This window comes from Saccharothrix obliqua (genome assembly GCF_019375475.1).
GTDB lineage: Bacteria > Actinomycetota > Actinomycetes > Mycobacteriales > Pseudonocardiaceae > Actinosynnema > Actinosynnema obliqua.
In genome coordinates, this window is sequence record NZ_JAHXGQ010000007.1 from 266,274 (window position 1) to 288,295 (window position 22,022).

The 22,022-nt window shown below is 72.2% G+C and carries 21 protein-coding genes and 1 pseudogene; 9 read left to right on the plus strand and 13 right to left on the minus strand.

Annotated elements, in window-relative coordinates:
• Positions 1–49 precede the first annotated feature (49 nt).
• The 4 genes from KZQ38_RS23065 (at position 50) to KZQ38_RS23080 (ending at position 3,953) form a co-directional block, all read left to right on the plus strand.
• A complete protein-coding gene (locus tag KZQ38_RS23065) occupies positions 50–739 on the plus strand; it encodes an NUDIX hydrolase (protein WP_308258537.1) in 690 nt (229 codons plus the stop codon).
• The gene (locus KZQ38_RS23070; RefSeq protein ID WP_219444381.1) at positions 736–1,401 is read left to right on the plus strand and encodes an LON peptidase substrate-binding domain-containing protein; all 666 of its coding nucleotides are present in this window, start codon (positions 736–738) and stop codon (positions 1,399–1,401) included. Before KZQ38_RS23065 ends, KZQ38_RS23070 begins: the two co-directional genes overlap by 4 nt.
• 537 nt (positions 1,402–1,938) lie before the next feature.
• Positions 1,939–3,201, plus strand: coding sequence for an MFS transporter (locus KZQ38_RS23075; RefSeq protein ID WP_219444383.1), 1,263 nt, complete (start codon positions 1,939–1,941; stop codon positions 3,199–3,201).
• Positions 3,198–3,953 carry a putative hydro-lyase gene (locus KZQ38_RS23080; protein WP_219444385.1) on the plus strand — a complete coding sequence of 252 codons (756 nt, stop codon included), beginning with the start codon at positions 3,198–3,200 and terminating at the stop codon, positions 3,951–3,953. Before KZQ38_RS23075 ends, KZQ38_RS23080 begins: the two co-directional genes overlap by 4 nt.
• Here the strand turns inward: KZQ38_RS23080 and KZQ38_RS23085 are convergent.
• The 4 genes and pseudogenes from KZQ38_RS23085 to bioD form a co-directional block, all read right to left on the minus strand.
• Positions 3,950–4,540, minus strand: coding sequence for a DUF2567 domain-containing protein (locus KZQ38_RS23085; RefSeq protein ID WP_219444387.1), 591 nt, complete (start codon positions 4,538–4,540; stop codon positions 3,950–3,952). The genes KZQ38_RS23080 and KZQ38_RS23085 overlap by 4 nt on opposite strands.
• 38 nt (positions 4,541–4,578) lie before the next feature.
• Positions 4,579–4,746: a biotin synthase auxiliary protein BsaP gene (gene bsaP / locus KZQ38_RS37605; RefSeq protein ID WP_443706243.1), complete on the minus strand. Its 168-nt coding sequence runs from the start codon at positions 4,744–4,746 to the stop codon at positions 4,579–4,581.
• Positions 4,735–5,304: pseudogene (locus tag KZQ38_RS23090) on the minus strand (biotin synthase BioB); the annotation flags it as partial. The gene bsaP and the pseudogene KZQ38_RS23090, both read right to left, overlap by 12 nt.
• 498 nt (positions 5,305–5,802) lie before the next feature.
• Positions 5,803–6,519, minus strand: coding sequence for a dethiobiotin synthase (bioD, locus tag KZQ38_RS23095; RefSeq protein WP_219444389.1), 717 nt, complete (start codon positions 6,517–6,519; stop codon positions 5,803–5,805).
• Between the two features lie 60 nt (positions 6,520–6,579).
• On the opposite strand from bioD, the gene KZQ38_RS23100 reads away from it, so the two are divergent.
• Together KZQ38_RS23100 and KZQ38_RS23105 are read left to right on the plus strand one after the other, a co-directional pair.
• Positions 6,580–6,834: a glutaredoxin family protein gene (locus tag KZQ38_RS23100; RefSeq protein WP_219444391.1), complete on the plus strand. Its 255-nt coding sequence runs from the start codon at positions 6,580–6,582 to the stop codon at positions 6,832–6,834.
• A gap of 568 nt (positions 6,835–7,402) precedes the next feature.
• Positions 7,403–7,882 carry a hypothetical protein gene (locus tag KZQ38_RS23105; RefSeq protein WP_219444393.1) on the plus strand — a complete coding sequence of 160 codons (480 nt, stop codon included), beginning with the start codon at positions 7,403–7,405 and terminating at the stop codon, positions 7,880–7,882.
• Here KZQ38_RS23105 and KZQ38_RS23110 read toward each other — a convergent pair.
• The 3 genes from KZQ38_RS23110 to dnaE form a co-directional block, all read right to left on the minus strand.
• A complete protein-coding gene (locus tag KZQ38_RS23110) occupies positions 7,847–9,130 on the minus strand; it encodes an adenosylmethionine--8-amino-7-oxononanoate transaminase (RefSeq protein ID WP_219444395.1) in 1,284 nt (427 codons plus the stop codon). The genes KZQ38_RS23105 and KZQ38_RS23110 overlap by 36 nt on opposite strands.
• Positions 9,117–10,343 carry a cytochrome P450 family protein gene (locus KZQ38_RS23115; protein WP_219444397.1) on the minus strand — a complete coding sequence of 409 codons (1,227 nt, stop codon included), beginning with the start codon at positions 10,341–10,343 and terminating at the stop codon, positions 9,117–9,119. The genes KZQ38_RS23110 and KZQ38_RS23115 overlap by 14 nt, the downstream gene beginning before the upstream one ends.
• Before the next feature lie 231 nt (positions 10,344–10,574).
• Positions 10,575–14,105 (minus strand): DNA polymerase III subunit alpha, encoded by a 3,531-nt coding sequence (gene dnaE / locus KZQ38_RS23120; RefSeq protein WP_219444399.1) that lies wholly within the window; start codon positions 14,103–14,105, stop codon positions 10,575–10,577.
• A 208-nt stretch (positions 14,106–14,313) separates the two neighbouring features.
• Between dnaE and KZQ38_RS23125 the strand changes: the two genes are divergently transcribed.
• From KZQ38_RS23125 to KZQ38_RS23135, 3 genes are read left to right on the plus strand one after another with little or no spacing between them, the layout of a single operon-like run.
• Positions 14,314–15,180 carry an Lrp/AsnC family transcriptional regulator gene (locus KZQ38_RS23125; protein WP_219444401.1) on the plus strand — a complete coding sequence of 289 codons (867 nt, stop codon included), beginning with the start codon at positions 14,314–14,316 and terminating at the stop codon, positions 15,178–15,180.
• A 31-nt stretch (positions 15,181–15,211) separates the two neighbouring features.
• Positions 15,212–15,649, plus strand: a complete 438-nt coding sequence (locus KZQ38_RS23130; protein ID WP_219444403.1) for a helix-turn-helix transcriptional regulator — start codon at positions 15,212–15,214, stop codon at positions 15,647–15,649.
• 10 nt (positions 15,650–15,659) lie between these two features.
• A complete protein-coding gene (locus KZQ38_RS23135) occupies positions 15,660–16,064 on the plus strand; it encodes a VOC family protein (RefSeq protein WP_219444405.1) in 405 nt (134 codons plus the stop codon).
• On the opposite strand, the gene KZQ38_RS23140 is transcribed toward KZQ38_RS23135, so the two are convergent.
• The 6 genes from KZQ38_RS23140 to KZQ38_RS23165 form a co-directional block, all read right to left on the minus strand.
• Complete coding sequence (locus KZQ38_RS23140) at positions 16,061–17,038, minus strand: NAD(P)-dependent alcohol dehydrogenase (RefSeq protein ID WP_219444406.1); 978 nt, start codon at positions 17,036–17,038, stop codon at positions 16,061–16,063. The two genes, KZQ38_RS23135 and KZQ38_RS23140, sit on opposite strands and share 4 nt — an antisense overlap.
• 57 nt (positions 17,039–17,095) lie before the next feature.
• Positions 17,096–18,313, minus strand: coding sequence for a multidrug effflux MFS transporter (locus KZQ38_RS23145; RefSeq protein ID WP_219444408.1), 1,218 nt, complete (start codon positions 18,311–18,313; stop codon positions 17,096–17,098).
• A gap of 78 nt (positions 18,314–18,391) precedes the next feature.
• Positions 18,392–19,066 carry a hypothetical protein gene (locus tag KZQ38_RS23150; protein ID WP_219444410.1) on the minus strand — a complete coding sequence of 225 codons (675 nt, stop codon included), beginning with the start codon at positions 19,064–19,066 and terminating at the stop codon, positions 18,392–18,394.
• An 81-nt stretch (positions 19,067–19,147) separates the two neighbouring features.
• Positions 19,148–20,077 (minus strand): RluA family pseudouridine synthase, encoded by a 930-nt coding sequence (locus tag KZQ38_RS23155; protein WP_219444412.1) that lies wholly within the window; start codon positions 20,075–20,077, stop codon positions 19,148–19,150.
• Positions 20,074–20,661, minus strand: coding sequence for a signal peptidase II (lspA, locus tag KZQ38_RS23160; RefSeq protein WP_308258538.1), 588 nt, complete (start codon positions 20,659–20,661; stop codon positions 20,074–20,076). Before lspA ends, KZQ38_RS23155 begins: the two co-directional genes overlap by 4 nt.
• Before the next feature lie 23 nt (positions 20,662–20,684).
• Entirely contained in the window at positions 20,685–22,001 is a 1,317-nt protein-coding gene (locus KZQ38_RS23165) for an aminotransferase class V-fold PLP-dependent enzyme (protein WP_219444414.1), read from the minus strand.
• Between the last annotated feature and the right edge of the window lie 21 nt (positions 22,002–22,022).

Below are 22,022 nucleotides of genomic sequence, written 5' to 3' on the forward strand. Positions count from 1 at the left end.
AGCCAGGTTTTCGCCTATCGGGCGAAAACGTGGCCGATAGTATCAGCCCGTGGGTCTCGCGGGACATGAGGTGTTGGCCGCAGTTCTCCAGGTGAGAGACGGATCACTACAGGTGATGCTGTGGGAGCGCGCGCGTGAGCCGCACGCCCGCCGCTGGTCGCTGCCGGGCGGCGGCCTCGGCGACGACGAGGACGTGGAGACCTCCATCCGGCGGCAGCTCGCCGAGAAGGTGGACGTCCGGCAGCTGTCCCACGTCGAGCAGCTGGCCGTGTTCAGCGCGCCCGGCCGGGTGCCCGGTCCCCGCGTCGTGGCCACCGCGTTCCTCGGCCTGGTCCGCTCGGACACCGACCCCGTGGTGCCGTCCGACACGGCCTGGCACCCCGTGGACGCGTTGCCCGCGACCGCGTTCGACCACGAGGCCATCTGCCGCCGCGCCCGCCACCGGCTCGCGGCCAAGCTGTCCTACACCAACCTGGGTTTCGCGCTGGCCCCGCCCGAGTTCACCATCTCCGCGCTGCGGTCCCTGTACTCGGCGGCGCTCGGGTACCGCGTGTCGGCGACCAACCTGCAACGCGTCCTGTCCCGCCGCGGGTTGCTGGAGCCCACCGGGGCCGTCGCGCCGGTCGGTCCGTCCGGTGGCCGGCCGGCCGCGTTGTTCCGGTTCGTGTCGCGGGAGATGCGGGTGACCGATCCGTTCGCCGTGCTACGACCACCGAGCCGCCGTAATTTGGGCACGTGACCACGACGCTCCCGTTGTTCCCCCTGGGCACGGTCCTGCTGCCGGGGACGTCGCTGCCGCTGCACGTGTTCGAGCCCCGGTACCGGCAGCTCACCGTCGACCTGGTCACCGGCAAGCTGCCCGAGCGCAACTTCGGCGTGCTCGCCATCCGCCAGGGCTGGGAGGTGGGGCCGGGCAACGCCACCGCCCTGCACGACGTCGGGTGCGAAGCGCTGCTGAACGACGCCAAACCACTGCCCGACGGCCGCTTCGACCTCGCCACCACCGGCGGCAGGCGGTTCCGGCTGGTCGAGCTGGACACCGAGAGCGCCCCCTACCTGGTGGGCCGCGTGGAGTGGCTGGAGGACACCCCCACGCCCGCCGAGCTGACCGAGCTGACGCCCCTGTTGGAGGAGGGCGCGGTGGCTGCGTTCCGGCGGTACCGGGCGGCGGCGTTCGAGGACAACCCCACGGTCGCCGTCAACGAGGCGCTGTCGTACGCGCTGGCCAACGACTGTCTCCTGACGCCCGACGACCGGCAGCACCTGCTGGAGGAGAGGTCGGAGGTCCGCCGCCTCCGCATGGTCCGCAAGATGATGCACCGGGAGGCGGGCATCATCGCCGCCCTCCACGCGGTACCCGCGCCGATCGCCGAACTGGGCCACCTCCCCCACCGCAACTGACTCCACCCACCGCCCAGCTCGGCACCCCGCACGCACCGCGCCCCCTCCGCGCCTCTCCCCCTCCGCGCCTCTCCCCCTCTGCGCGCCACCCCCCGCAGCCGCTCCCACGACGCCACGCCGCCTCCCGCAGCCGCTCCCGCACGCCACGCCGCCTCCCGCGCCCGCCGCCTTCCGCCCCTCCACCGCCCTGCCTGCCGCCTTCCGCCCCTCCATCGCCCCTGCTCGCGGCCTCCCACCCCACCGCCCCTGCCTCGGGGGCACCCCGCACTCGCCTCGCCGCCTTCTCGCCTTCCCCCGGCCTCCCCTTTCCTCCCACCCTCGCCCCGCCTTCGCGCCTCGAACGCCCCACCGCCGCCCCTCGCCTTCCCGCCCCCGTCTCCGCCTTCGCCCCCGCCCTCGCGCCTCGAAGCCCCCTCCTCCGACACCTCGCCTCGTTCCCACCGCGTCCTTTCGTCCTATTGCCCTCTAGTCGGATTGTTCAACAATCCTCTACCGTGTGTCGCGTCACACACCACAACCCCCGGCGAGGTGAGACGCATGAGCACCAGCACCGCGGAGACCGACCGCGAGGACGGCCCCTTCGCCTGGTTCCGCACCCTCGGCCCCAACGGGCGCAAGGCGTTCATCGGCGCGTTCGGCGGCTACGGGCTCGACTCCTTCGACTTCCAGGTGCTCGCCCTGGGCCTGGTCGCCATCACCGCCCACTTCGGCATCAGCACCGGCGAAGCGGGTCTGCTCAACACCGTCACCCTGGTGGTGAGCGCCATCGGCGGCACGATCGCGGGCGTCCTCGCGGACCGCATCGGCCGCGTCCGCACCCTCATGATCACCGTGGCCACCTACGCGGTCTTCACGGTCCTGTGCGGGTTCGCGACCAACTACGAAACCCTCCTGGTGTTCCGCGCCCTCCAGGGCCTCGGCTTCGGCGGCGAGTGGGCGGCGGGCGCGGTGCTCGTCGCCGAATACTGCAAACCCCGCTACCGGGGCCGCACGGTGGCGTTCATCCAGAGCGCGTGGGCGGTCGGCTGGGCGCTGTCCGTCGTCGTCTACGCGTTGGTGTTCAACCTGTTCCCGCCCGACCTGGCGTGGCGGGTGCTGTTCTGGACGGGCGCGCTGCCCGCCCTCCTGCTCGTCTACGTGCGCCGTGCCGTGCGGGACGCCCCGGAGGCGATCGAGCAGCGGAAGTCCAAGGCGCACAAGGGTTCCCTCGCCGCGATCTTCCGCGGCGACCTGACCCGCACGACCCTGTTCGCCTCCCTGCTGGCGACCGGCGTGCAGGGCGGCTACTACACGCTCGCCACGTGGCTGCCCACGCACCTCAAAGCGGAACGCGGGCTGACCGTCATCGGCACCGGCGGCTACCTGGCGCTCCTGATCTCCGGCGCGTTCATCGGCTACATCACCGGCGGCTACGTGACGGACTGGTTGGGGCGCAAGAAGACCTTCGCCCTGTTCGCCGTCCTGTCGGCCGCGTTGATCATGCTCTACACGCAGGTGCCCGCCGGCGCGAACACGGCGGTGCTGCTGCTGGGGTTCCCGCTCGGCTTCTGCACGTCGGCGATCTTCAGCGGGTTCGGGTCGTTCCTCGCCGAGCTGTACCCGACGGCGTCACGCGGCACCGGGCAGGGGTTCACCTACAACTTCGGGCGGGCCGCGGGCGCGTTGTTCCCCACGCTCGTCGGGTACATGGCGGAGCGGATGGGCGTCGGCGGCGCGATGGTGTTCGGCGCGGCGGCGTACGGGATCGCCGTGCTGGCCCTGCTGGGGCTGCCGGAGACGCGTGGGAGGGAACTGCGATGACCACACCGGCCGAGGTGCGCGACCACGCCACCGGACCGACCACGGGGCTCGCCGACGGGTACGCGCAGGCGAACCTGGTGGCCGTACCCCGCGACTGGGCGTACGACGTGCTGCTGTTCGCGCAGCGCAACCCGAAACCGTGCCCGGTGCTGGACGTGACCGACGCGGGTTCGCCGACCACGGTGCTCGCGCCGGCCGCCGACCTGCGCCGCGACCTGCCCCGCTACCGGGTGTGGGAGCACGGGGAACTGGTCGCCGAACCGGCCGACGCCACCCCGCACTGGCGGGACGACCTGGTGGCGTTCCTGATCGGGTGCAGCTTCACGTTCGAGTCGGCGCTGCGCCGGGCCGGCGTGCCGCTGCGCCACGTCGAGCAGGGCCGCAACGTGCCGATGTACGTGACGGACCGGGCGTGCCGCCCGGCAGGCCGCCTGCGCGGGCCGCTCGTGGTGAGCATGAGGTACGTGCCGGCGCACCTGGTCGACGTCGCCCGCGACGTCACCGCCCGGATGCCCGCGGTGCACGGCGCGCCCGTGCACGTCGGCGACCCGGCCGCGCTCGGCATCGAGGACCTGGACGTGCCCGACTTCGGCGACGCCGCCACGCCGCACGACGGCGACGTGCCGGTGTTCTGGGCGTGCGGCGTGACCCCGCAGGCGGCGGTAATGGCGTCCCGCCCGCCGTTCGCCATCACGCACGCGCCGGGCCACATGTTCGTCACCGACGTCCGCGACGACGACTACCGGGTCTAGCCGAGCCGGCGGCCGAGGTCGTCCATCCCGTTCCAGGCCGCCAGGCAGCCGTACGCCAGCGCCGTGCCCAGGGGCCACGCCAGCACGCCCCACCAGACCTCCAGGACCGGGGCGAGGGTGATCATGTCGCCCGCCTCGGGCGCGGCGCTGAGCGCGTACCGGTTGCCCGCCGTGCCCAGGCCCGTGCGTTGCGCCAGGTACGCCGCCACGGCGCTGCCCGCGATCGCGCCGAGCATCACCACCGGACCGCGCCGCTGCCGCAGCAGCCACACCGCGATACCGGTCAGCACGCCCGCGCCGAGACCGATCAGCACGAACAGCATCAGGCCGTCGAGGCGGTGGTAGCTCTCGCCGGTGACCGGCACCAGGGACGCGTCCTGCGCGACCACGACGTTCTGCGGTGGCGCGAGCCACGACCACAGCCACCCCGCGGGCAGGCCCACCAGCGCCACCGTGGACAGCACCGCGAACGCCGGCAGCAGGTCCCGCTTCACCACCACGCGCGGCCGGGCGGGCGCGTAGCGGAAGACGAAGGCTGGGGGCACGCGGACGGGCGCGGCCCGCTCGTCCACCGGTTGATCCGCCACGCACGCCCTCCCCTGCCGACAAGCCGACGGTGGGCAGGTTACCGCGCTGAGGCGATCTCGCCGTGCCGGCTGCACCGGGCGGTCCACCGGACCGGCGTCACCTGCACCACCATGCGCCGCGCGCAGGCCGCGCAGAACCGCGGCGGGTCGACCAGGGCGAGCCTCCGCGCGCACGCCGCGTGGTCGTTCCCGTCGAGGTCGCCCAGCGTCAGCTCCCGGCCGCCCGCGAAGCGCAGGATCGTGCGCGGCAGGGCGAGGCGGAACGCGCCGATCACGCGCAGGGCGTCCGGGCCGTCCACCACCGGGTAGTCCGCGTAGGGCGTGCCGGGGTTGGGGGTTCAGCGGCACCTCGTCCGGTGCGGCGGACGCGAGTTGGGTGGCGAACTCGGCGCGCTGGGCGAGCGTCTCGCCCATCCCGAGGATGCCGACGCAGCACACCTCCATGCCCGCTTGCGCAGGGTGTCGTGGCGTTCTTCCCGGGGTGACGACGTTGGGGCAGTGGAAGCGCGCGGTTTCCAGGTTGTGGTTGTAGCGGTGGACCACCGGGGAGGGGAACTGGCCGGACTGCGAGCAGAAGTGGCAGTCCTCGGGGCAGCCGCCGGTCTTGAGCGAGACGATGCCCTCGACCTCCACCTCGGGGCCGCACCTCGTGGGCCAGGTCGGGGATTTTGTCGTCGGGGAGGGCGGAGCGCCTGGAGGACCTGCGCCTCCGCCAGGCCGACGCCGCGTTCCAGCACCTGTTCACGGGCGACGGTCAGCGACATCGTCGGTCACAACATCTCCCTCGGCTCGGGTGGGTCCTCCGGTGGCGATCCGGTTCGTCAGTGTGCCGCCCTGCCAGCACGCACCCAGCGAGCCACATCACTGCCTCGGGTGGTCTGCCCTTGGGGGCCTTTCTTCTGGGGACGCCTCCTTGGGACGCCTTGGTCGGGCACGTCCGGGTGAATCCGGTTGAGACAGACAACCTGGGGGCGCGGTCAGAGCATGAGCCTAAATAGGCGGACGGCGGCCCAGGCGGTCGCGGCCTGGCGATGGTGTCCAGGCGGCGGTCCAGGTTGCGGTTAAGGCAGCGGCCAAGGTGACGGCCAGGGCGGTCGCCAGCTATGCGATCCGCTCCGGCGGTGGCCTCCGGGGTCGCCGATGACGTTAGTGGAGGGTGAGGTGGTCAGGTGACTGGTGGCGCGGGCGAACGTGCCCCGCGCGGGATGTCGACGGCTGTGGCGCGCGGGGTGTCGACGGCTGTGGGCTGCGTGCGGCGGGCTTCAGCAGGCGTGCGGCGCGGCGAACTTCTCCGGGTCGAAGGTGCCCCCGAACCACGGGGAGAGAGAGCTGCGGGCCAGGTCGAGGAAGTCCGGGCGGGCAAGGGCGGCGGCACCGTCGGGCAGGACGCCGAGGAGCGGGGCGCCGGCGACTTCGGGGAGGTCCTGGAGGTTGCACCTGGCGGCCAGGTCCGGGTCCGCGGGCCAGCGGCCGATGACGACGCCTACCGACTCCAGGCCGCGGCGGAGCAGGGCTTCGGCGGTGAGGGCGGTGGTGTTGAGGGTGCCCAGGCTCGCGTGGGCCACCACCAGGACCGGGGCGTTCAGCGCCCAGGCGGTGTCGGCGATGGTGGTGCCCTCGTCGTCGAAGCGGACCAGGAGGCCGCCTGCTCCTTCGACCAGGACGAGGTCGTGGGTCTCGTTGAGGGCCGAGGCGGCGGCTGCTGCTTCGCTGGGGTGGACGGTCGGTTGGCCTGCCCGGCGGGCCGCGGTGGCGGGGGCCAGGGGGTCCGGGTAGCGGCGGAGTTCCTTGGTGGTCACGTTGCCCGCCAGGCGGGTCACCTCGGCCAGGTCGCCGGGCTCGCCGGGGGCGATGCCGGTCTGGGCGGGCTTGAGGACGGCTACCCGCCGGCCGTCTGCTGCGGCCAGGGCGGCCAGGGCGGCTACCACCACGGTTTTGCCCACATCGGTGCCCGTGCCGGTGATCACTAGGACGCTCACGGGCTCTCACACTACGACTACACGGAGCGTCGTGGCCGGTCACGTTCTAGCATCGCCTACATGGGTGAGACTGGTGAGATCGTTCTGTACGGTGCGGATTGGTGCGGGGACTGCCGGCGGGCCAAGGCTTGGCTGCGGGAGAACGAAGTGCCGTTCACCGAAGTGGACGTGGAGCACGACGATGTGGCCCGGGACAAGGCGGTGGAGATCGCGGGTGGCCGGAAGAACATTCCGGTGATCGTGTTGCCCGGTGGGGGTGTGTTGATCGAGCCGACTAATTCGCAGTTGGCTGAAGCTGTTGCCGCCCTTGGCTGAAGTTTCCGCCCTCGGCCGGATCAAGGCCGTGGACCCTCGGCCGGACGGAGCTTTGAGTCCTCGGTCTGGCCGGGGCTGTGCGGCCTTGGCTGGGCGGAAGTTGGGCGTCCTTGGCCGGATCCGGGCTGTGCGGGCCTGGGCTGTGCTGGAGCTGTGAGTCTGGCTGGGCTGGGCTGGGCTGGAGCTGTGAGGCTGGGCTGGAGCTGTGAGGCTTGGCTGGACTGGGCCGGTCGCGTCTTTGGCTGAACGGGTTGTTCGGTTGATTGGTTGATCGGGGTGGAGAGCGGGGCGGCTGCGGGCGTGGCTGGTCTGCGGGCTCAGGGGTTGGTGGAAGGCGGACGGCTGGGTGGCCGGCGGTGGGCGTGGTCGACGGGCTGGGCGGCGGGCCGGTGGGCAGCGGGCCGCTGGGCGGAACCGGGGGGTGCGTGGGCGGAACCGGGGGTCTGGTGGGGTCGGCGGGCGGAACCGGGGGTCTGGTGAAGCGGTTAAGCCGCGTCGTGGGGCGGCTCCGCGGGGGGTTGTTGGGCGGGGGTGGTTTGCTCGGCGGTCCGGGTGGCAGCAGTTTTGGGTGATCGTTGGTGTCATCGGGCTGGTGTTGGTGGGGCACTTCGTGCTGTGGCGCGAGCTGATACCGGCCGTGGGGGTTGTGGTTGCTCCTGTCCCCGTGGTGTCCACGGTGGTCGGCTGGCTGTTCGCCGGCGCGGCGTTCGGGGTGGTTGGCGTGTTGCTGATCAACCAGCGCTCGGCGCGCCCGGAAGTGTTGTCCCGGCTGCGTTGGACGGCGGGCATCTGGTCGCTCGTCGCCCTGATGTGCGTGCCTACCGGGGCCGCCGACGAGGTGGTGCTGCCGGTGGACTTCTGGGCCGGTGTCTTCGCGGGCGCCTACGGGGTGGTCATGTCGCCGGTGGCCGCGATCGTGGTCGGGTTGGTGTGGTCGTTGGTGCTGAAGCTCCGGCCCGGGGAGCCGACGGGCCGCGCCGTCGGGTGGGCGTTCGTCGGCTACTCCGCGCTGCTACTGGTGTGGGGCTCGACGTTGCTGCGCATGTGACGCCTCGGCCGCCGCGGTGACGGCGGCGGCGATGGCGGCTACCTCTTCGTCCGTGCAGATGAACGGCGGCATGGTGTAGATCAGGTCGCGGAACGGGCGCAGCCACACGCCGTGCGCCACGGCCGCTGCCGTGGCGGCTGCCATGTCCACCTGGTGGTCCAGTTGCACGACGCCGATCGCGCCCAGCACGCGCACGTCGCCGGGCGCGCCCGCCAGGCCGGCGCGCAGGCCGGCCGAGATGCGGGTGACCTCCCCCCGCCAGTCCCGTGACAGCAGCAATTCCGTGGACGCCAGGGCGACGGCCGAGGCCAGCGGGTTGGCCATGAACGTCGGACCGTGCGCCAGCACGGGCACCTCGCCCCTCGATATGCCGTCGGCGACTCGACTCGTGCACAGCGTCGCGGCCATGCTCAGGTAGCCGCCGGTAAGCGCTTTCCCGACGCACATGATGTCGGGGCTGATGCCGGCGTGGTCGGCGGCGAACAGCTCGCCCGTGCGGCCGAACCCGGTGGCGATCTCGTCGAAGATCAGCAGCACGTCGTGGGTGTGGGCGAGTTCGCGCAACACGTGCAGGTACCGGGGGTCGTGGAACCGCATCCCGCCCGCCCCCTGCACGACGGGCTCCACGATGATCGCCGCCAGCTCGTCGGCGTGCTCCTCGATCAGCCGGGCGAGTTCGGCGACGTAGTCGGTCTCCAGTTCCCGGGGCGGCGCGGGGGCGAAGACCTGGCCGGGCAGGACTCCGCGCCACAGGGCGTGCATCCCGCCTTCCGGGTCGCACACGGACATCGGCTGGAACGTGTCGCCGTGGTAGCCGCCGCGCCACGTGAACAGCCGCCGCTTCTCCGGCCTGCCTTGGGAGCGCCAATACTGGAGCGCCATCTTCACGGCGACCTCGACCGCCACGGAACCGGAGTCGCACAGGAACACGTGTTGCAGCGGTTCGGGTGTGATCGCCACGAGCTTCGCGGCGAGCGCGACGGCGGGCTCGTGGGTGAGACCGCCGAACATGACGTGGCTCATCCGGTCGAGCTGGTCGCGGACGGCGGCGTCGAGGACGGGGTGCCGGTAGCCGTGGATGGCGGCCCACCAGGAGGACATCCCGTCGACGAGTTCGCGGCCGTCGTCGAGCCGGAGCCGGGCACCGCTCGCCGAGGAGACGACCAACGGCTGCTGGGTGCCCGGCATCGGGCCGTACGGGTGCCAGACGTGCGCTTGATCGAGCTTCAGCAGGTCATCGCGGTCCACGGGTTTCGAGGTTAACGGGGAGCGTGTGCAGTCCGCGAATGAGCGTGCTGGCACGCCATTGCAGCGTTTCGGGCTCGGCGGCGGACGTGACGTCGAACCGGTCGAGCAGCGTGCCGACGGCGATCTCGCCTTCGAGGCGGGCCAGTGGCGCGCCCACGCAGTAGTGGACGCCGTGGCCGAACGCGAGGTGCCCGCCGGGCGGCCGGGTGATGTCGAACGTCTCGCCGTCGGGGAAGCGCCGGTCGTCGCGGTTGGCGGAACTCAGGGACACCAGGACGAATTCGCCTTCGGGGATGGTGATGTCGCCGAGGGTGACGTCTTCCGTGGTGTACCGGAAGGTGGCCTGGTTGACGGGTCCGTCGTAGCGGAGGAACTCCTCGATGGCGTGGGGCAGCAGGGTTCGGTCGGCACGGAGCGCGGCGAGCTGGTCGGGGTGCCGCAGGAGGTTGTGGACGCCGTTGCCGATGAGGTTGACGGTGGTCTCGTGGCCCGCGACGAGGAGCAGGAACGCCATGGCGATCAGCTCTTCGTGGTCGAGCCGGTCGTTGTCGTCGGTGGCGTGGACGATGGCGGAGAAGATGTCGTCGCCGGGGTTGGCGCGCTTGTCGTCCACGAGGTTGGAGAGGTAGCCCGCCATGGCGGTGCCCGCCTCCTGGATGCGGTCGGGTTCGTACCCGCCGACGAGGATGTTGGACCAGCGGCGGAAGTCGTCGCGGTCGGACAGCGGGACGTCGAGCAGTTCGCAGATGACGGTGATGGGCAGGGGGAACGCGAGTGCTTCGATCAGGTCGACGTCGCGCTGCCCGGCGACGGCGTCGAGGAGTTCGTCGGTGATCTGCTGGATGCGGGGCCGGAGTTGCTCGACGCGGCGGGCGGTGAACGCCTTGGTGACGAGCTTGCGGAGCCGGCTGTGGTTGGGCGGGTCGGTGTTGAGCATGTGCTTGGCCAGCGACTGGTCCGCCAGGCCGGGCGTGCTCTCGCCGGTGTAGTGCCGTTCGAACAGCGGCTGGAAACCGGTGTAGTCCTTGCTGAACCGCGGGTCGGCGAGCGCGGTGCGCGCCTCGTCGTAGCGGGTGACGAGCCAGACCTTGAGGCCGCGTGGCAGGACGACCTGCCGGGCGGCGCCCTTCACGCGCATGGCGGCGTGGATGGCGTGCGGGTCCTGGAAATACTCGTCGCCGAGCGCTTCCAGGACGACGGTGTTCTCCCCCATGGGAACCCCTCCTGTTTTGAGTTAACCCTGTTCACTCAACGTTCGGAGGAGCGCTCATGTGCCCATCGGAGCAGGATGTCACTCGATCGGAGCAACGAGAGCGCCCGGTACGCCCGATTTTCCCGCGGTGGCGGCCGGAACGCCCGCTGTGCCGGCAGCGGGTGAGACCCGCGCGCGGAAGAGATGCCCGGTGCGCCCGCGGGGCCGGGCACCGCGCCCGGCCCCGCGGGGTCAGCCCAGGCAGCCGGGGCCCAGGAGGGCCTTCAGGTCGCCCATCAGGGACGGGGTGGGGCTGACGCGCAGCGCGTCGTCCAGCTTGAGCAGGGTGTTGCGGCTCGCGTTGATGATCAGGTTGAGGTGCACCTCGGTGGTGCCGGGGTGGGCCCGCAGCACCTCCTTCAACGACGTCACCAGCTTCGGGTCGCACCGGGCGGCGTTGACCTTGAGCTTCAGGGCCTGCGCGCCGAGTTCCGACAGGTCCGGCACGACGAGGTCGTTGGCGATCAGCGAGATCCGGTCCTCCCGCTTCGCGACGCGTGCCTTGACCAGCACGATCGCGTCCTCGGCCACCGACATGCCGTGCACCATGTAGCTCTTGGGGAAGAACAGCACCTCGATGCCACCGGCGAGGTCTTCGAGCTGCGCGGACGCCCAGGGCTCGCCGTTCTTGTTCACGCGCCGCGTGACGGACGCGAGGATGCCGCCGAGGGTGACCTGCGTGCCGTCCGGCACGTCGCCTTCCAGGATGCGCGCGATGGAAGCGTCCGAATAGGACTCCAGCACCGTCTCCACGCCGTTGAGCGGGTGCCCGGACACGTAGAGGCCGAGCATCTCGCGTTCCAGCGTGAGCTGGTGCTTGGGCTCCCAGAACTCCTCGGGGATCTTCACGTCGAAGACGCTGCCCCCGTCGTCGCCGCCGCCGTCGCCGAACAGGTCGAACTGGCCGCGTGCCTCCTCCTTCTTGGTGAGCATGATCGCGTCCACCGCTTCGACGTGCACCATGTGCAGGCCCTTGCGGGGGTGGCCGAGCGAGTCGAACGCGCCCGCCTTGATCAGCGATTCCACGACCTTCTTGTTGCACACGGTCGCGTCCACCTTGCGCAGGAAGTCGGAGAAGTCCGCGAACTTCCCCTTCTCCTTGCGGGCCTTGATGATCGCCTCGACGACGTTCGCGCCGACGTTGCGGATCGCGCCGAGGCCGAACCGGATGTCGTCGCCGACCGCGACGAACTCGCGCTCCGACTCGTTGACGTCCGGCGGCAGCACGGTGATGCCCATGCGGCGGCACTCGGCGAGGTAGATCGCGGACTTGTCCTTGTTGTCCGAGTTCGTGGTGAGCAGGGCGGCCATGTACTCGCCCGGGTAGTTCGCCTTGAGGTACGCGGTCCAGTACGCGATCAGGCCGTAGGCGGCGGAGTGCGCCTTGTTGAACGCGTAGTCGGCGAACGGGACCAGGATGTCCCACAGGGTCTTGATGGCCTCCGGCGAGTAGCCGTTGTCCAGCATCCCCTTCTCGAAGCCCTCGAACTCCTTGTCGAGGATCTCCTTCTTCTTCTTGCCCATCGCGCGGCGCAGCAGGTCCGCTTGGGCCAGCGAGTACCCGGCGACCTTCCGCGCGATCGCCATCACCTGCTCCTGGTAGACGATCAGGCCGTAGGTGGTGTCGAGGATCTCCGCCAGCGGCTCGGCGAGTTCCGGGTGGATCGGCACGATCTCCTGCTGCTTGTTCTTGCGCAGCGCGTAGTTCGTGTGCGAGTTGGCGCCCATCGGTCCCGGCCGGTAGAGGGCGATGACGGCCGAGACGTCCTCGAAGTTGTCGGGCCGCATCAGCCGCAGCAGGTCGCGCAGCGCGCCGCCGTCGAGCTGGAACACGCCGAGCGTGTCGCCCCGGCCCAGCAGCTCGTAGGTCTTCTTGTCCTCCAACGGGACCGCGGCGATGTCGACGGCGCCCTTGCCGTTCAGCTCGATGTTCTTCAGGGCGTCGTCGATGGTGGTGAGGTTGCTCAGGCCCAGGAAGTCCATCTTGAGCAGGCCGAGCGTTTCACACGTCGGGTAGTCGAACTGCGTGATGATCGACCCGTCCTGGGGTCGCTTCCACACCGGGATGTGGTCCATCAGCGGTTCGGCGGACATGATCACCGCGCAGGCGTGGACGCCCGCGTTGCGGATCAGGCCCTCCAGGCCGCGGCCGGTGTCGATGATCTCCTTGACCTGCGGGTCGGTCTCGTAGAGGGCGCGGACCTCCGCGGCCTCCGAGTACCGCTTGTGGGACTGGTCGAACACGCCCGACAGCGGGATGTCCTTGCCCATCACGGCGGGCGGCATCGCCTTGGAGATGCGGTCGGCCACCGCGTAGCCGGGCTGCCCGTACAGGACGCGGGCGGAGTCCTTGATCGCGGCCTTCGCCTTGATGGTGCCGAACGTGATGACCTGGGCGACCTTGTCCGAGCCCCACTTCTCCGTCACGTACCGGATGACGTCGCCGCGCCTGCGCTCGTCGAAGTCGATGTCGATGTCGGGCGGGCTGACGCGGTCCGGGTTGAGGAACCGCTCGAAGATCAGGCCGTGCGCCAGCGGGTCCAGGTCGGTGATGCCCATGGCGTAGGCGATCAGCGCGCCCGCGGCGGAACCGCGGCCGGGGCCGACCCGGATGCCGTTCTCCTTGGCCCAGTTGATGAAGTCGGCCACCACCAGGAAGTACGACGGGAAGCCCATCTGGAGGATGACGCCGATCTCGAACTCGACCTGCTTCTCGTGGACCTCGTCGACACCCTGCGGGAACCGGCGGCGCATCCCCTCCCACACCTGCTCGCGGAAGAACTCGGCCTCGGTCCGGCCGTCCGGGACCGGGTAGCGCGGCATCAGGTTCTGGAACGCGAACATGCCGGTGGTGTCGACCTTCTCCGCCACCAGCAGGGTGTTGCGGCACCCCTCCTGCCAGGCGTCGGACGAGTCGACGGCGTACATCTCCTCCGGCGACTTCAGGTAGTAGCCCTGGCCGTCGAACTTGAACCGGCTCGGGTCCTGGAGCGTCTTGCCGGTCTGCACGCACAGCAGCGCGTCGTGCGCCTCGCGGTCCTCGGCGTAGGTGTAGTGCGAGTCGTTGGTGACGACGAACGGGATGGACAGCTTCTTCGCGATGTCCAGCAGGCCGGTGCGGACGCGGCGCTCGATCTCGATGCCGTGGTCCATCAGCTCGACGAAGAAGTTGTCCGCGCCGTAGATGTCGCGCCACTTGGCGGCGGCCTCCAGCGCCTCCTTGTCGTGGCCGAGCCGCAGTCGGGTCTGCACCTCGCCGGACGGGCAGCCGGTGGTGGCCATCAGGCCCGCCGAGTGCTCGGCGATCAGCTCGGCGTCCATCCGCGCCCACTTGCCCAGCTGGCCCTCGGTGGACGCGCGGCTGGCGACCTTCATCAGGTTGTGCAGGCCCTCGTTGGTGCGGGCCCAGATCGTCTGGTGGGTGTAGGCGCCGCTGGCGGACACGTCGTCCGACTTCTGGCCGGGGTCGCCCCACAGCACGCGCTTCTTGTTGAAGCGGGAGTCGGGCGCCATGTACGCCTCGATGCCGATCACCGGTTTGACCCCGGCCGCGGTGGCCTGCCGGTAGAAGTCGTAGGCGCCGTACATGTTGCCGTGGTCGGTGATCGCCGCGGCGGGCATACCCAGCCGCTCGCACTCGGCGAACATGTCCTTGAGCTTCGCGGCACCGTCGAGCATCGAATACTCGGTGTGCACGTGTAGGTGCACAAACGAGTCGGACACCCTACCCCCCTGAGGATCGAAGCGGGCCCGGGTCGACGCGCGGGCAGAACTCCGGCGAGCCTAATCCACCACCGCCCGTAACCGAACGCGCCACGCGCGACGTGCCCGGCAGGTGCGTTCGGGGTCCCGGCGCGCGCGTTCGCGTGAACCGCGATCGCCCGGCGGGGCGATGGCGCGAAGATCGCCCCAGGCGGGTAGCGTTCGAGGGGTGGTAGCGCCGGATCCCGTCGACGCCCGTCTTCTGGCCATGCTCGCCGAGATGGGCCGTGCCGCCGTGCACGAGTTGGCCGCGAGACTGGGCATGGACCCGCGCGAGGCCGCGACCCGGCTGATCACGCTGTCCGGCAGCGGGCTGCCCCTGCTGGTGGGCGTGGAGTGCGACCCGAACGGCATCCGCAAGGCGCTGGCGAACAGCGTGGCGTGGGGCAACTACGGCGGACCCGCGCAGGGCCAGGCGGTGCGCGGCACCCCGTCGGGGCCGTACCCGCCCGCGCCGGGCACGGTGCGCGGCACGCCGTCCGGCGCGTACCGGCAGGGCCCGCCGTCCGGGCCGTTCCCGGCGCAGCCGCAGCCGGTGCCGGAGCCGATGAGCACCTGGGGTCCGCCGCAGTCGGCGGGGTGGGCGCGTGGCGACCAGGCGGCGGCGCCGAAGCCCCGGACCGGGAAGATCGGCAGCACCCTGGAGACCGAGGGTCTGGAGGGCGCGCGGTTCACCATCCAGCTCGTGGAGGTGGTGGACCCGGCGGACTTCCTGTTCACGGCCGCCGGCTACAAGCTCGCGGGCGGCGAGCGGGCCGTCGTGGTGCACACCGAGCTGTCCAACACCGGTCCGGTGCCGTTCAACGCGCTGCCCGACATGTACCTGGTGCTGATGACGAACACCGGTGAGACGGTGACCAAGGCGCCCGTGTCGCTGTCGTCGCGGCCACCGCACAAGATCGGGGTGCAGCCGGGCGAGACGGCGGGCGGGCACACCGTGTACGTGCTGCCGGAGAACACGGCGATCACGTCGATCCGGTGGAGCGCCCGGCCGGAGACGGACCTGAACACCCTGGTCTGGACGGTCGACGACTAGGTCCGTCGGTGCCGCCGTGCACAATGTCCGCATGGGTGTGGACCTGGACGAGTTGCGGCGGTTGCGGCGTGCGCGCGACCGGATGGACCGCGAGTACGCCCAGCCGCTGGACGTGGCGGCGCTGGCCCGCACGGCGCTGATGTCCGCCGGCCACTTCAGTCGCCGCTTCCGCGACGAGTACGGGGAAACGCCCTACTCCTACCTGATGACGCGGCGCATCGAGCGCGCCAAGGCGTTGCTGCGGCGTGGTGACGTCAGCGTGACGGAAGCCTGCTTCGCGGTGGGCTGCACCAGCCTCGGCTCGTTCTCCAGCCGGTTCACGCAGGTCGTCGGCGAGACGCCGAGCGCGTACCGGGCCCGTGACCACCGGGCGCTGGAGGTCGTGCCGGCGTGCCGGGCGATGGTGCTCACCAGGCCCGCGCGCGGACCGGTCGCCGCCGGGACGGCGGCGGTCCGGGCGGCCACCTAGGGTCGTGCCCATGACGCTTTCCATCGGCACCGTGCACGTCCTGGTCGACGACACCGACGCCGCCCTCACGTTCTACCGCGACGCGCTCGGGCTGACCGTGCGCGACGAGGTCGAGCAGGACGGGCTGCGCTGGGTCACGCTCACCACGCCGGCGCAGCCGGACGTCCGGCTCGTGCTGTCCCCCGTGACGGCCGGCCGCTCACCGCAGAGCGGCGAGGCCATGGCGGCGCTGCTCGCGAAGGGCGAGCTGGGCTCCGTGAACTTCCGCACCGACGACCTCGACGCGACGTTCGCGAAGGTGGCGGGCGCGCCCGGCGTGGAGGTGTTGCAGGAGCCGTTGAGCCAGCCGTGGGGTGCCCGCGACGCCGCCGTGCGCGACCCGGCGGGCAACCACGTCCGCATCGAGCAGGGCTAGACGCGCAGCACCACCTTGCCGCGCACGTGGCCCTGCTCGAAGTAGGCGAGGGCTTCGGCGGCGCGCTCCAGCGGGTAGGTGCGGTCGACCACCGGCCGCGCCGCGTGCCGCACGAGCAGGTCGCGCACCGCGGCGAGCTCTTCGCGGCGGTTGCGGATGAGGAACGGGACCAGGCGTTCGCCGATGAACGCCGACGTGACGCGCAGCAGCACCGGTCGCAGCAGCAGGTGGCGCGGCACCGCCTGCCCGACGCAGACCAGGGTGCCCCGCGGGGCGAGGACGCGGCGGAACTCGCCCGGCGACCGGTTGCCGATCATGTCCAGCACCAGGTCGTAGCGGCCGGACGCGGTGACGTCCGCGGTGGTGTAGTCGATCACGTGGTCCGCGCCGAGGGACCGCACCAGGTCCACGTTGCCGCTGCCGCACACGCCGGTGACGTGCGCCCCGAACGCCTTCGCGAACTGCACGGCGAACGTGCCGACCCCGCCCGCCGCGCCGTTGACCAGGACGTGCTGCCCCGGTTGTAATCGGCCCGCGTCACGCAGCGCCTGGAGGGCGGTGAGCCCCGCCACCGGCACGGCCGCCGCCTCCTCGAACGTCAGGTCGGGTGGTTTCGCGAGCAGCACCGCGTCCTCGGGGAAGCACGCGTACTGGGCGAACGCGGCGCTGCGGTCGTCGGTGGACGCGCCGCGACCGCCGAACACCTCGTCGCCGGGCGCGAAGCGGGTCACGGCGGACCCGACGGACTCGACCCGGCCCGCGAGGTCCGCGCCGAGACCGCCCTTGGGCCGCAGCAGGCCGGTCGCGGTCCGCCGGAGGTAGGGCGTGCCGCGCAGGTGGTGGTCGTCGAGCGGGTTGACCGACGCGGCCCGCACCCGGACCAGCACGTCGTGCGGTCCGGGCACGGGCGGGTCGACCTCCAGGTACTTCAGGACGTTCGGCGGGCCGTAGGAGACATGTCGCATAGCTCTCATGGCCGCCCACGATGCGCCCGCGCGGGTGCTTCGCGAAAGGACCGGAAGGGCGACCGATCAGGCGGACGCGGACGCCGGTTCGGGGTCGGCTTCGGTGATGCCCGCGTCGCCGCGGGTCAGCACCAGCCCCAGCACCAGGGCGAGCACGGTCGCCACCGACATGACCGACACCATCGGCAGCACGCTCGCCGAGCCGGCCGCGCCGACCAGCGGCGCGAGCAGGCCGCCGAGCAGGAACTGGGTCACGCCCAGCACGGACGACGCGCTGCCCGCCGCCTCCGGGTGCCGCGCCAGGGCGAGCGACGCCGCGTTCGGCATCAGCAGGCCGACGCTGACCGTCACCGCGAACAGCGGCACCAGGAACGCGACCAGCCCGCCGCCGGCGAGGGCGCCGCCGAGCAGCCCCAGCCCGCCGAGCGCGCCCGTGACGAGCCCGGTGCGCAGCAACGACTTCGGCAGCACCCGGCCGGTGAGCGCGGTGTTCAGCAGGCCGGCCAGGAAGATCGCCACCGAGTTGGCGGCGAACACCAGGCTGAACGTCTGCGGCGACAACCCGAACACGCCCTGGAGCACGAACGCCGACCCGGCGACGTACGCGAACAACGCGCCCAGCGACAACGCCGCCGCCAACGCGTAGCCGACGAACCGCCGGTCCGCGAGCAGGCCGCGGAACACGCGCAACGTGGAGCCCAGGTCCGCCGGGCGGCGCTTGTCCCGGGGCAGCGTCTCCGGCAGCCAGGCCGCCGCCGCGACCAGCAGCACCAGCGCGATCGCGGCGAGCGCGACAAACGTGCCGCGCCACGACGTGAACCGCAGCAGCTGGCCGCCCAGCACCGGCGCCACGACCGGGCCCAGGCCGTTGACCAGCATCAGCAACGACATGAAGCGGGCCATCGCGAGCCCTTCGAACCGATCGCGCGCCACCGCCAGCGACACCACGAACCCGGCGGCCACGCCGAGTCCCTGGAGCAGCCGGAGGCCGGCGAGGGCGTACGCGTCGGGCGCGACCGCGCACACCAGCGACACCACCACGTACGCGCCGATGCCGATCAACAGCGGCCGGCGGCGGCCCCACGAGTCGGACAGCGTGCCGATCACCAGCTGGCCCACCGACAGGCCGATGATGAACGTGGTCAGCGAGAGCTGGACGGGTGAGTCGCCGACGCCGAACTCGCGCGCGATCGCCGGGAACGCGGGCAGGTAGGTGTCGACGGACAGCGGCCCGAGGCTGCACAGCGTGCCGAGCAGCACCACGAGCTTCGCTCTGTTCTCCATGGAGGGTCCCCCAGAGTCGTTGGTCGGGGCAGAGCCTGCCGACCCGACCGCCCGCGGGACCCTCCGCGCGGCCTCAGCTCACGTGCTACGTCCGAACAGGCGGCCGAACAGGCCGCGCTTCGTCGAGTCGGCCGCGGGTGGCGGGGGTTCGGGGGCGGGCGCGGGTGGTGGGGTCTCCGGCAGCTCGCCGCCGATGACCGCGGGGGCGACGCTCCACCCGTCGCGGGTGGTGTGCGGGTCGTGGTCCGACCGGGTGCCGAACGCGTCGGCGGGTGCCGGGTCGAGGACGTCGCCGGTGAAGGCGTCGCGGTCGGGCTCGACCGGGCCGCGCTCGCGCGTGGTGCCGGGTGGGCCGGCGGGCGGGAACGGGCCGGGCACAGCAGCGGTCCCGGGCGGGACCGGGCCGCGCTCGCGGGTGGCGCCGGGTGGGCCAGCGGGCGGGAACGGGCCAGGCACGGCAGCGGTCCCGGGCGGCAACGGGCCGGGTGCGCCGGCGATCCCCGGCGAGCCGGCGGCGGATGCTCCGCCGTCGAACGGGTCGAAGGCGCGGGTGCCCGGGTCGTCGCCCGACCGGGGGCGGGGTGCGCCCGTCACGTACGGGCGGGCGGCGCGCGGGACGGGCTCCGCGGCCTCGGCCTCCGCCCAGCGGTCCGGGTCGCCCGGTAGCGGGGTTCCGGTTCGGCGCCTGCCCGGCCCTCCCACCGGGAAACCCCTCGGCGGCGTGCGGTCCGGGTCGTCGTAGCGCGTTGACACCACGCGCACCTCCCATGCGAGCGAAGCCGTCACCGCGACGTTACGCGATCGCGACCTCGCGGCGGGAGGTCCCGCCGGGTGTCAGCCCTCGGCGCGCAGCAGTTCCAGCGCGTCCGCCAGGTCGGCCGGGTACTCGCTGGTGAACTCCACCCACTGGCCGTCGGCCGGGTGGTGGAAGCCGAGCGTGCGGGCGTGCAGCCACTGCCTGGTCACGCCGAGCCGCTTCGCGAGCACCGGGTCCGCGCCGTAGGTGAGGTCGCCGACGCACGGGTGCCGCAACGCCGAGAAGTGCACCCGGATCTGGTGGGTGCGGCCCGTTTCCAGGTGCACGTCCAGCAGCGACGCTGCCCGGAACGCCTCCACCACCTCGTAGTGGGTGATGCTCGGCTTGCCGTTGGCCATCACGGCGAACTTGTAGTCGTGCTTGGGGTGCCGGTCGATGGGCGCGTCGATGGTGCCCTTGATCGGGTCCGGGTGGCCCTGCACCAACGCGTGGTACAGCTTCTCGACCGTGCGTTCCTTGAACGCCTGCTTGAGCACCGAGTACGCGTGCTCGCTCTTGGCGACCACCATCACGCCGGTCGTGCCGACGTCCAGCCGGTGCACGACGCCCTGCCGCTCGGCCGCGCCCGACGTGGCGATCCGCACGCCCGCCGCCGCGAGCCCGCCGACGACGGTGGGCCCGGTCCAGCCGGGGCTGGGGTGCACGGCCACGCCCACCGGCTTGTCCACGACGATCACGTCGTCGTCCTCGTGCAGCACGCCCAAGCCCTCCACGGGCACGGCCTGCACCTGCACGGGCCGCTCCGGCTCGGGCAGCGTGACCTCCAGCCACGAGCCCGCGACCAGCCGGTCCGACTTGCCCGCGAGCCTGCCGTCCAGCAGGACCGCGCCGCTCTCGGTGAGCGTCGCGACCACCGTCCGCGACACGCCCAGCAGCTTCGCCAGGCCCGCGTCGACCCGCATCCCGTCCAGGCCGTCCGGGACGGGCAGCGTCCGGTACCCGCTCATGCCTTCTTCTCCACCCTGGTGCCGTCGTAGTCGCGTTGCAGCAGGGCCATCAGCACGATGACCGCGCCGCCCACGCAGATCGCCGAGTCGGCGATGTTGAACACCGGGAAGAACCCGCCGTAGGGCTCGACCACGGAGATGAAGTCCACGACGTGGCCCCGCAGCGGTCCGGGTGAGCGGAACAGGCGGTCGACCAGGTTGCCGAGCGCGCCGCCGAGCACGAGCCCCAGGCCGATGGCCCAGCCGGTGGACCGCAGCCGACGCGCGATCCACAGGATGAACCCGACGACGCCGATCGCGATCAGCGCGAGGATGAACGTCCAGCCCTCGGCCATGCCGAACGCCGCGCCCGGGTTGCGCAGGAACGACAGCCACACCGCGCCGCCGAGCAGTTCGACGGGCTCCTGCCCCTCCAACCGCGCCACCGCGATCACCTTGGTGGCGACGTCCAGCGCCAGCACCACCGGCGCGATCGCCAGCAGCAGCGCCACGCGCCGCTTGGGCGGCGGCTGCGCGCCCGTCGCGGCCCGCGGATCAGCCGGGACGTCCCGGTGCTCCGGCTCGGTGTTGGATTCAGCGCTCACCGGGACATTGTCCCAGCACCCGTTCAGCGCAGGAACGGCGGGAGCGCGCGGTCGTCGTCGGCGGGCGCCCAGCGGCCGTCGACGATCTCGTACCGCCACCGCGCGCCTTCCACCACGAGGGACCGCAGGGCGGCGACGAACCGGTCCACGTGCTCGGTGGTGGTGCCGAGGCCGAGCGACGCACGCAGCGCGCGGTTGCCGTCGGTGAGCCGGTGCACGGCGACGTGCGCGCAGAACGCGCCGTCCCGCACGCCGATGCCGTGCTCGGCGGACAGCGCGGCGGCGAGGAAGCCCGCGTCCTGGCCGGTCACCACGAAGCTCACCACGCCCACCCGGTCGTGGTCGGGTCCGAACAGGGACAGCTCGTGCGCGCCGGGCACGGTGGCGAGCCCGGCGCGCAGCCGGGCGAGCAGTTCCCGCTCGTGGGCGACGGTCTGCTCCCAGTGCCTGCCCAGCACGTCGCACGCGACGGCCAGGGCGTGCACGCCGACGACGTTGGGCGAGCCCGCCTCGTGCCGCTCGGGCACCGCCGACCACGCCACGCCGAGCCGGTCGCCGTGGTCGGTGACCAGGGCCGTCGCGCCGCCGCCGACGAGGTAGGGCTCGGCGGCCTGGAGCCAGTCGGCGCGCCCGACCAGGACGCCCGCGCCGAACGGCGCGTAGATCTTGTGCCCGGACAGCACGGCGTAGTCGACGTCGAGCGCACGCAGGTCGACGGGGCGGTGCGGGGCGAGCTGGGCGGCGTCCAGGGCGATGCGCGCGCCGTGCCGGCGGGCGACGGCGGCGAGTTCGGCGACGGGCCACACCTCGCCGGTGACGTTGGACGCGCCGGTCACCACCACCAGCCGCGGGCCCTCGGGGGTGGCGCGCAGCGCGCGGTCCAGCTCCAGGACGGCTTCGGCGGGCGTGGCGGGCGTGCGCAGGCGCTGCACGTTGGGGCCGCGCCACGGCAGGAGCGCCGCGTGGTGCTCGGTGTCGAACAGCACGACGGCGGTGCGGCGGGGCAGGCTGCGGGCGAGCAGGTTCAGCGAGTCGGTGGTGTTGCGGGTGAACACCACCGTGTCGCCGGTGCGGGCGCCGACGAACCGGCGGACCGAGTCGCGGGCCTGCTCGTAGACGCGGGTGGACACGCGGGACGCGAAACCCGCGCCGCGGTGGACGCTCGCGTACCAGGGCAGCAGCTCGTCCACGGCGTCCCGCACCTGTTCCAGACAGGGCGCGCTGGCGGCGTGGTCGAGGTTGGCGTACTCGACGCGTTCGCCCGTCACCAGCGGCACGCGCAGCGACGCGCCCACGACGCGGGGCAGAGCGGCGATGGATCCGGGAACTGCGACAGTCACGACACCCTCCGGCGGGTCCGG

Bases quoted from the DNA above. Each gene is read 5' to 3' on its own strand.
- KZQ38_RS23075 (WP_219444383.1), top strand. From the start codon at position 1,939: ATGAGCACCAGCACCGCGGAGACCGACCGCGAGGACGGCCCCTTCGCC.
- KZQ38_RS23080 (WP_219444385.1), top strand. From the start codon at position 3,198: ATGACCACACCGGCCGAGGTGCGCGACCACGCCACCGGACCGACCACG.
- KZQ38_RS23100 (WP_219444391.1), top strand. From the start codon at position 6,580: ATGGGTGAGACTGGTGAGATCGTTCTGTACGGTGCGGATTGGTGCGGG.
- KZQ38_RS23115 (WP_219444397.1), bottom strand. From the start codon at position 10,343: ATGGGGGAGAACACCGTCGTCCTGGAAGCGCTCGGCGACGAGTATTTC.
- KZQ38_RS23130 (WP_219444403.1), top strand. From the start codon at position 15,212: ATGGGTGTGGACCTGGACGAGTTGCGGCGGTTGCGGCGTGCGCGCGAC.
- KZQ38_RS23135 (WP_219444405.1), top strand. From the start codon at position 15,660: ATGACGCTTTCCATCGGCACCGTGCACGTCCTGGTCGACGACACCGAC.
- KZQ38_RS23140 (WP_219444406.1), bottom strand. From the start codon at position 17,038: ATGAGAGCTATGCGACATGTCTCCTACGGCCCGCCGAACGTCCTGAAG.
- KZQ38_RS23145 (WP_219444408.1), bottom strand. From the start codon at position 18,313: ATGGAGAACAGAGCGAAGCTCGTGGTGCTGCTCGGCACGCTGTGCAGC.
- KZQ38_RS23155 (WP_219444412.1), bottom strand. From the start codon at position 20,077: ATGAGCGGGTACCGGACGCTGCCCGTCCCGGACGGCCTGGACGGGATG.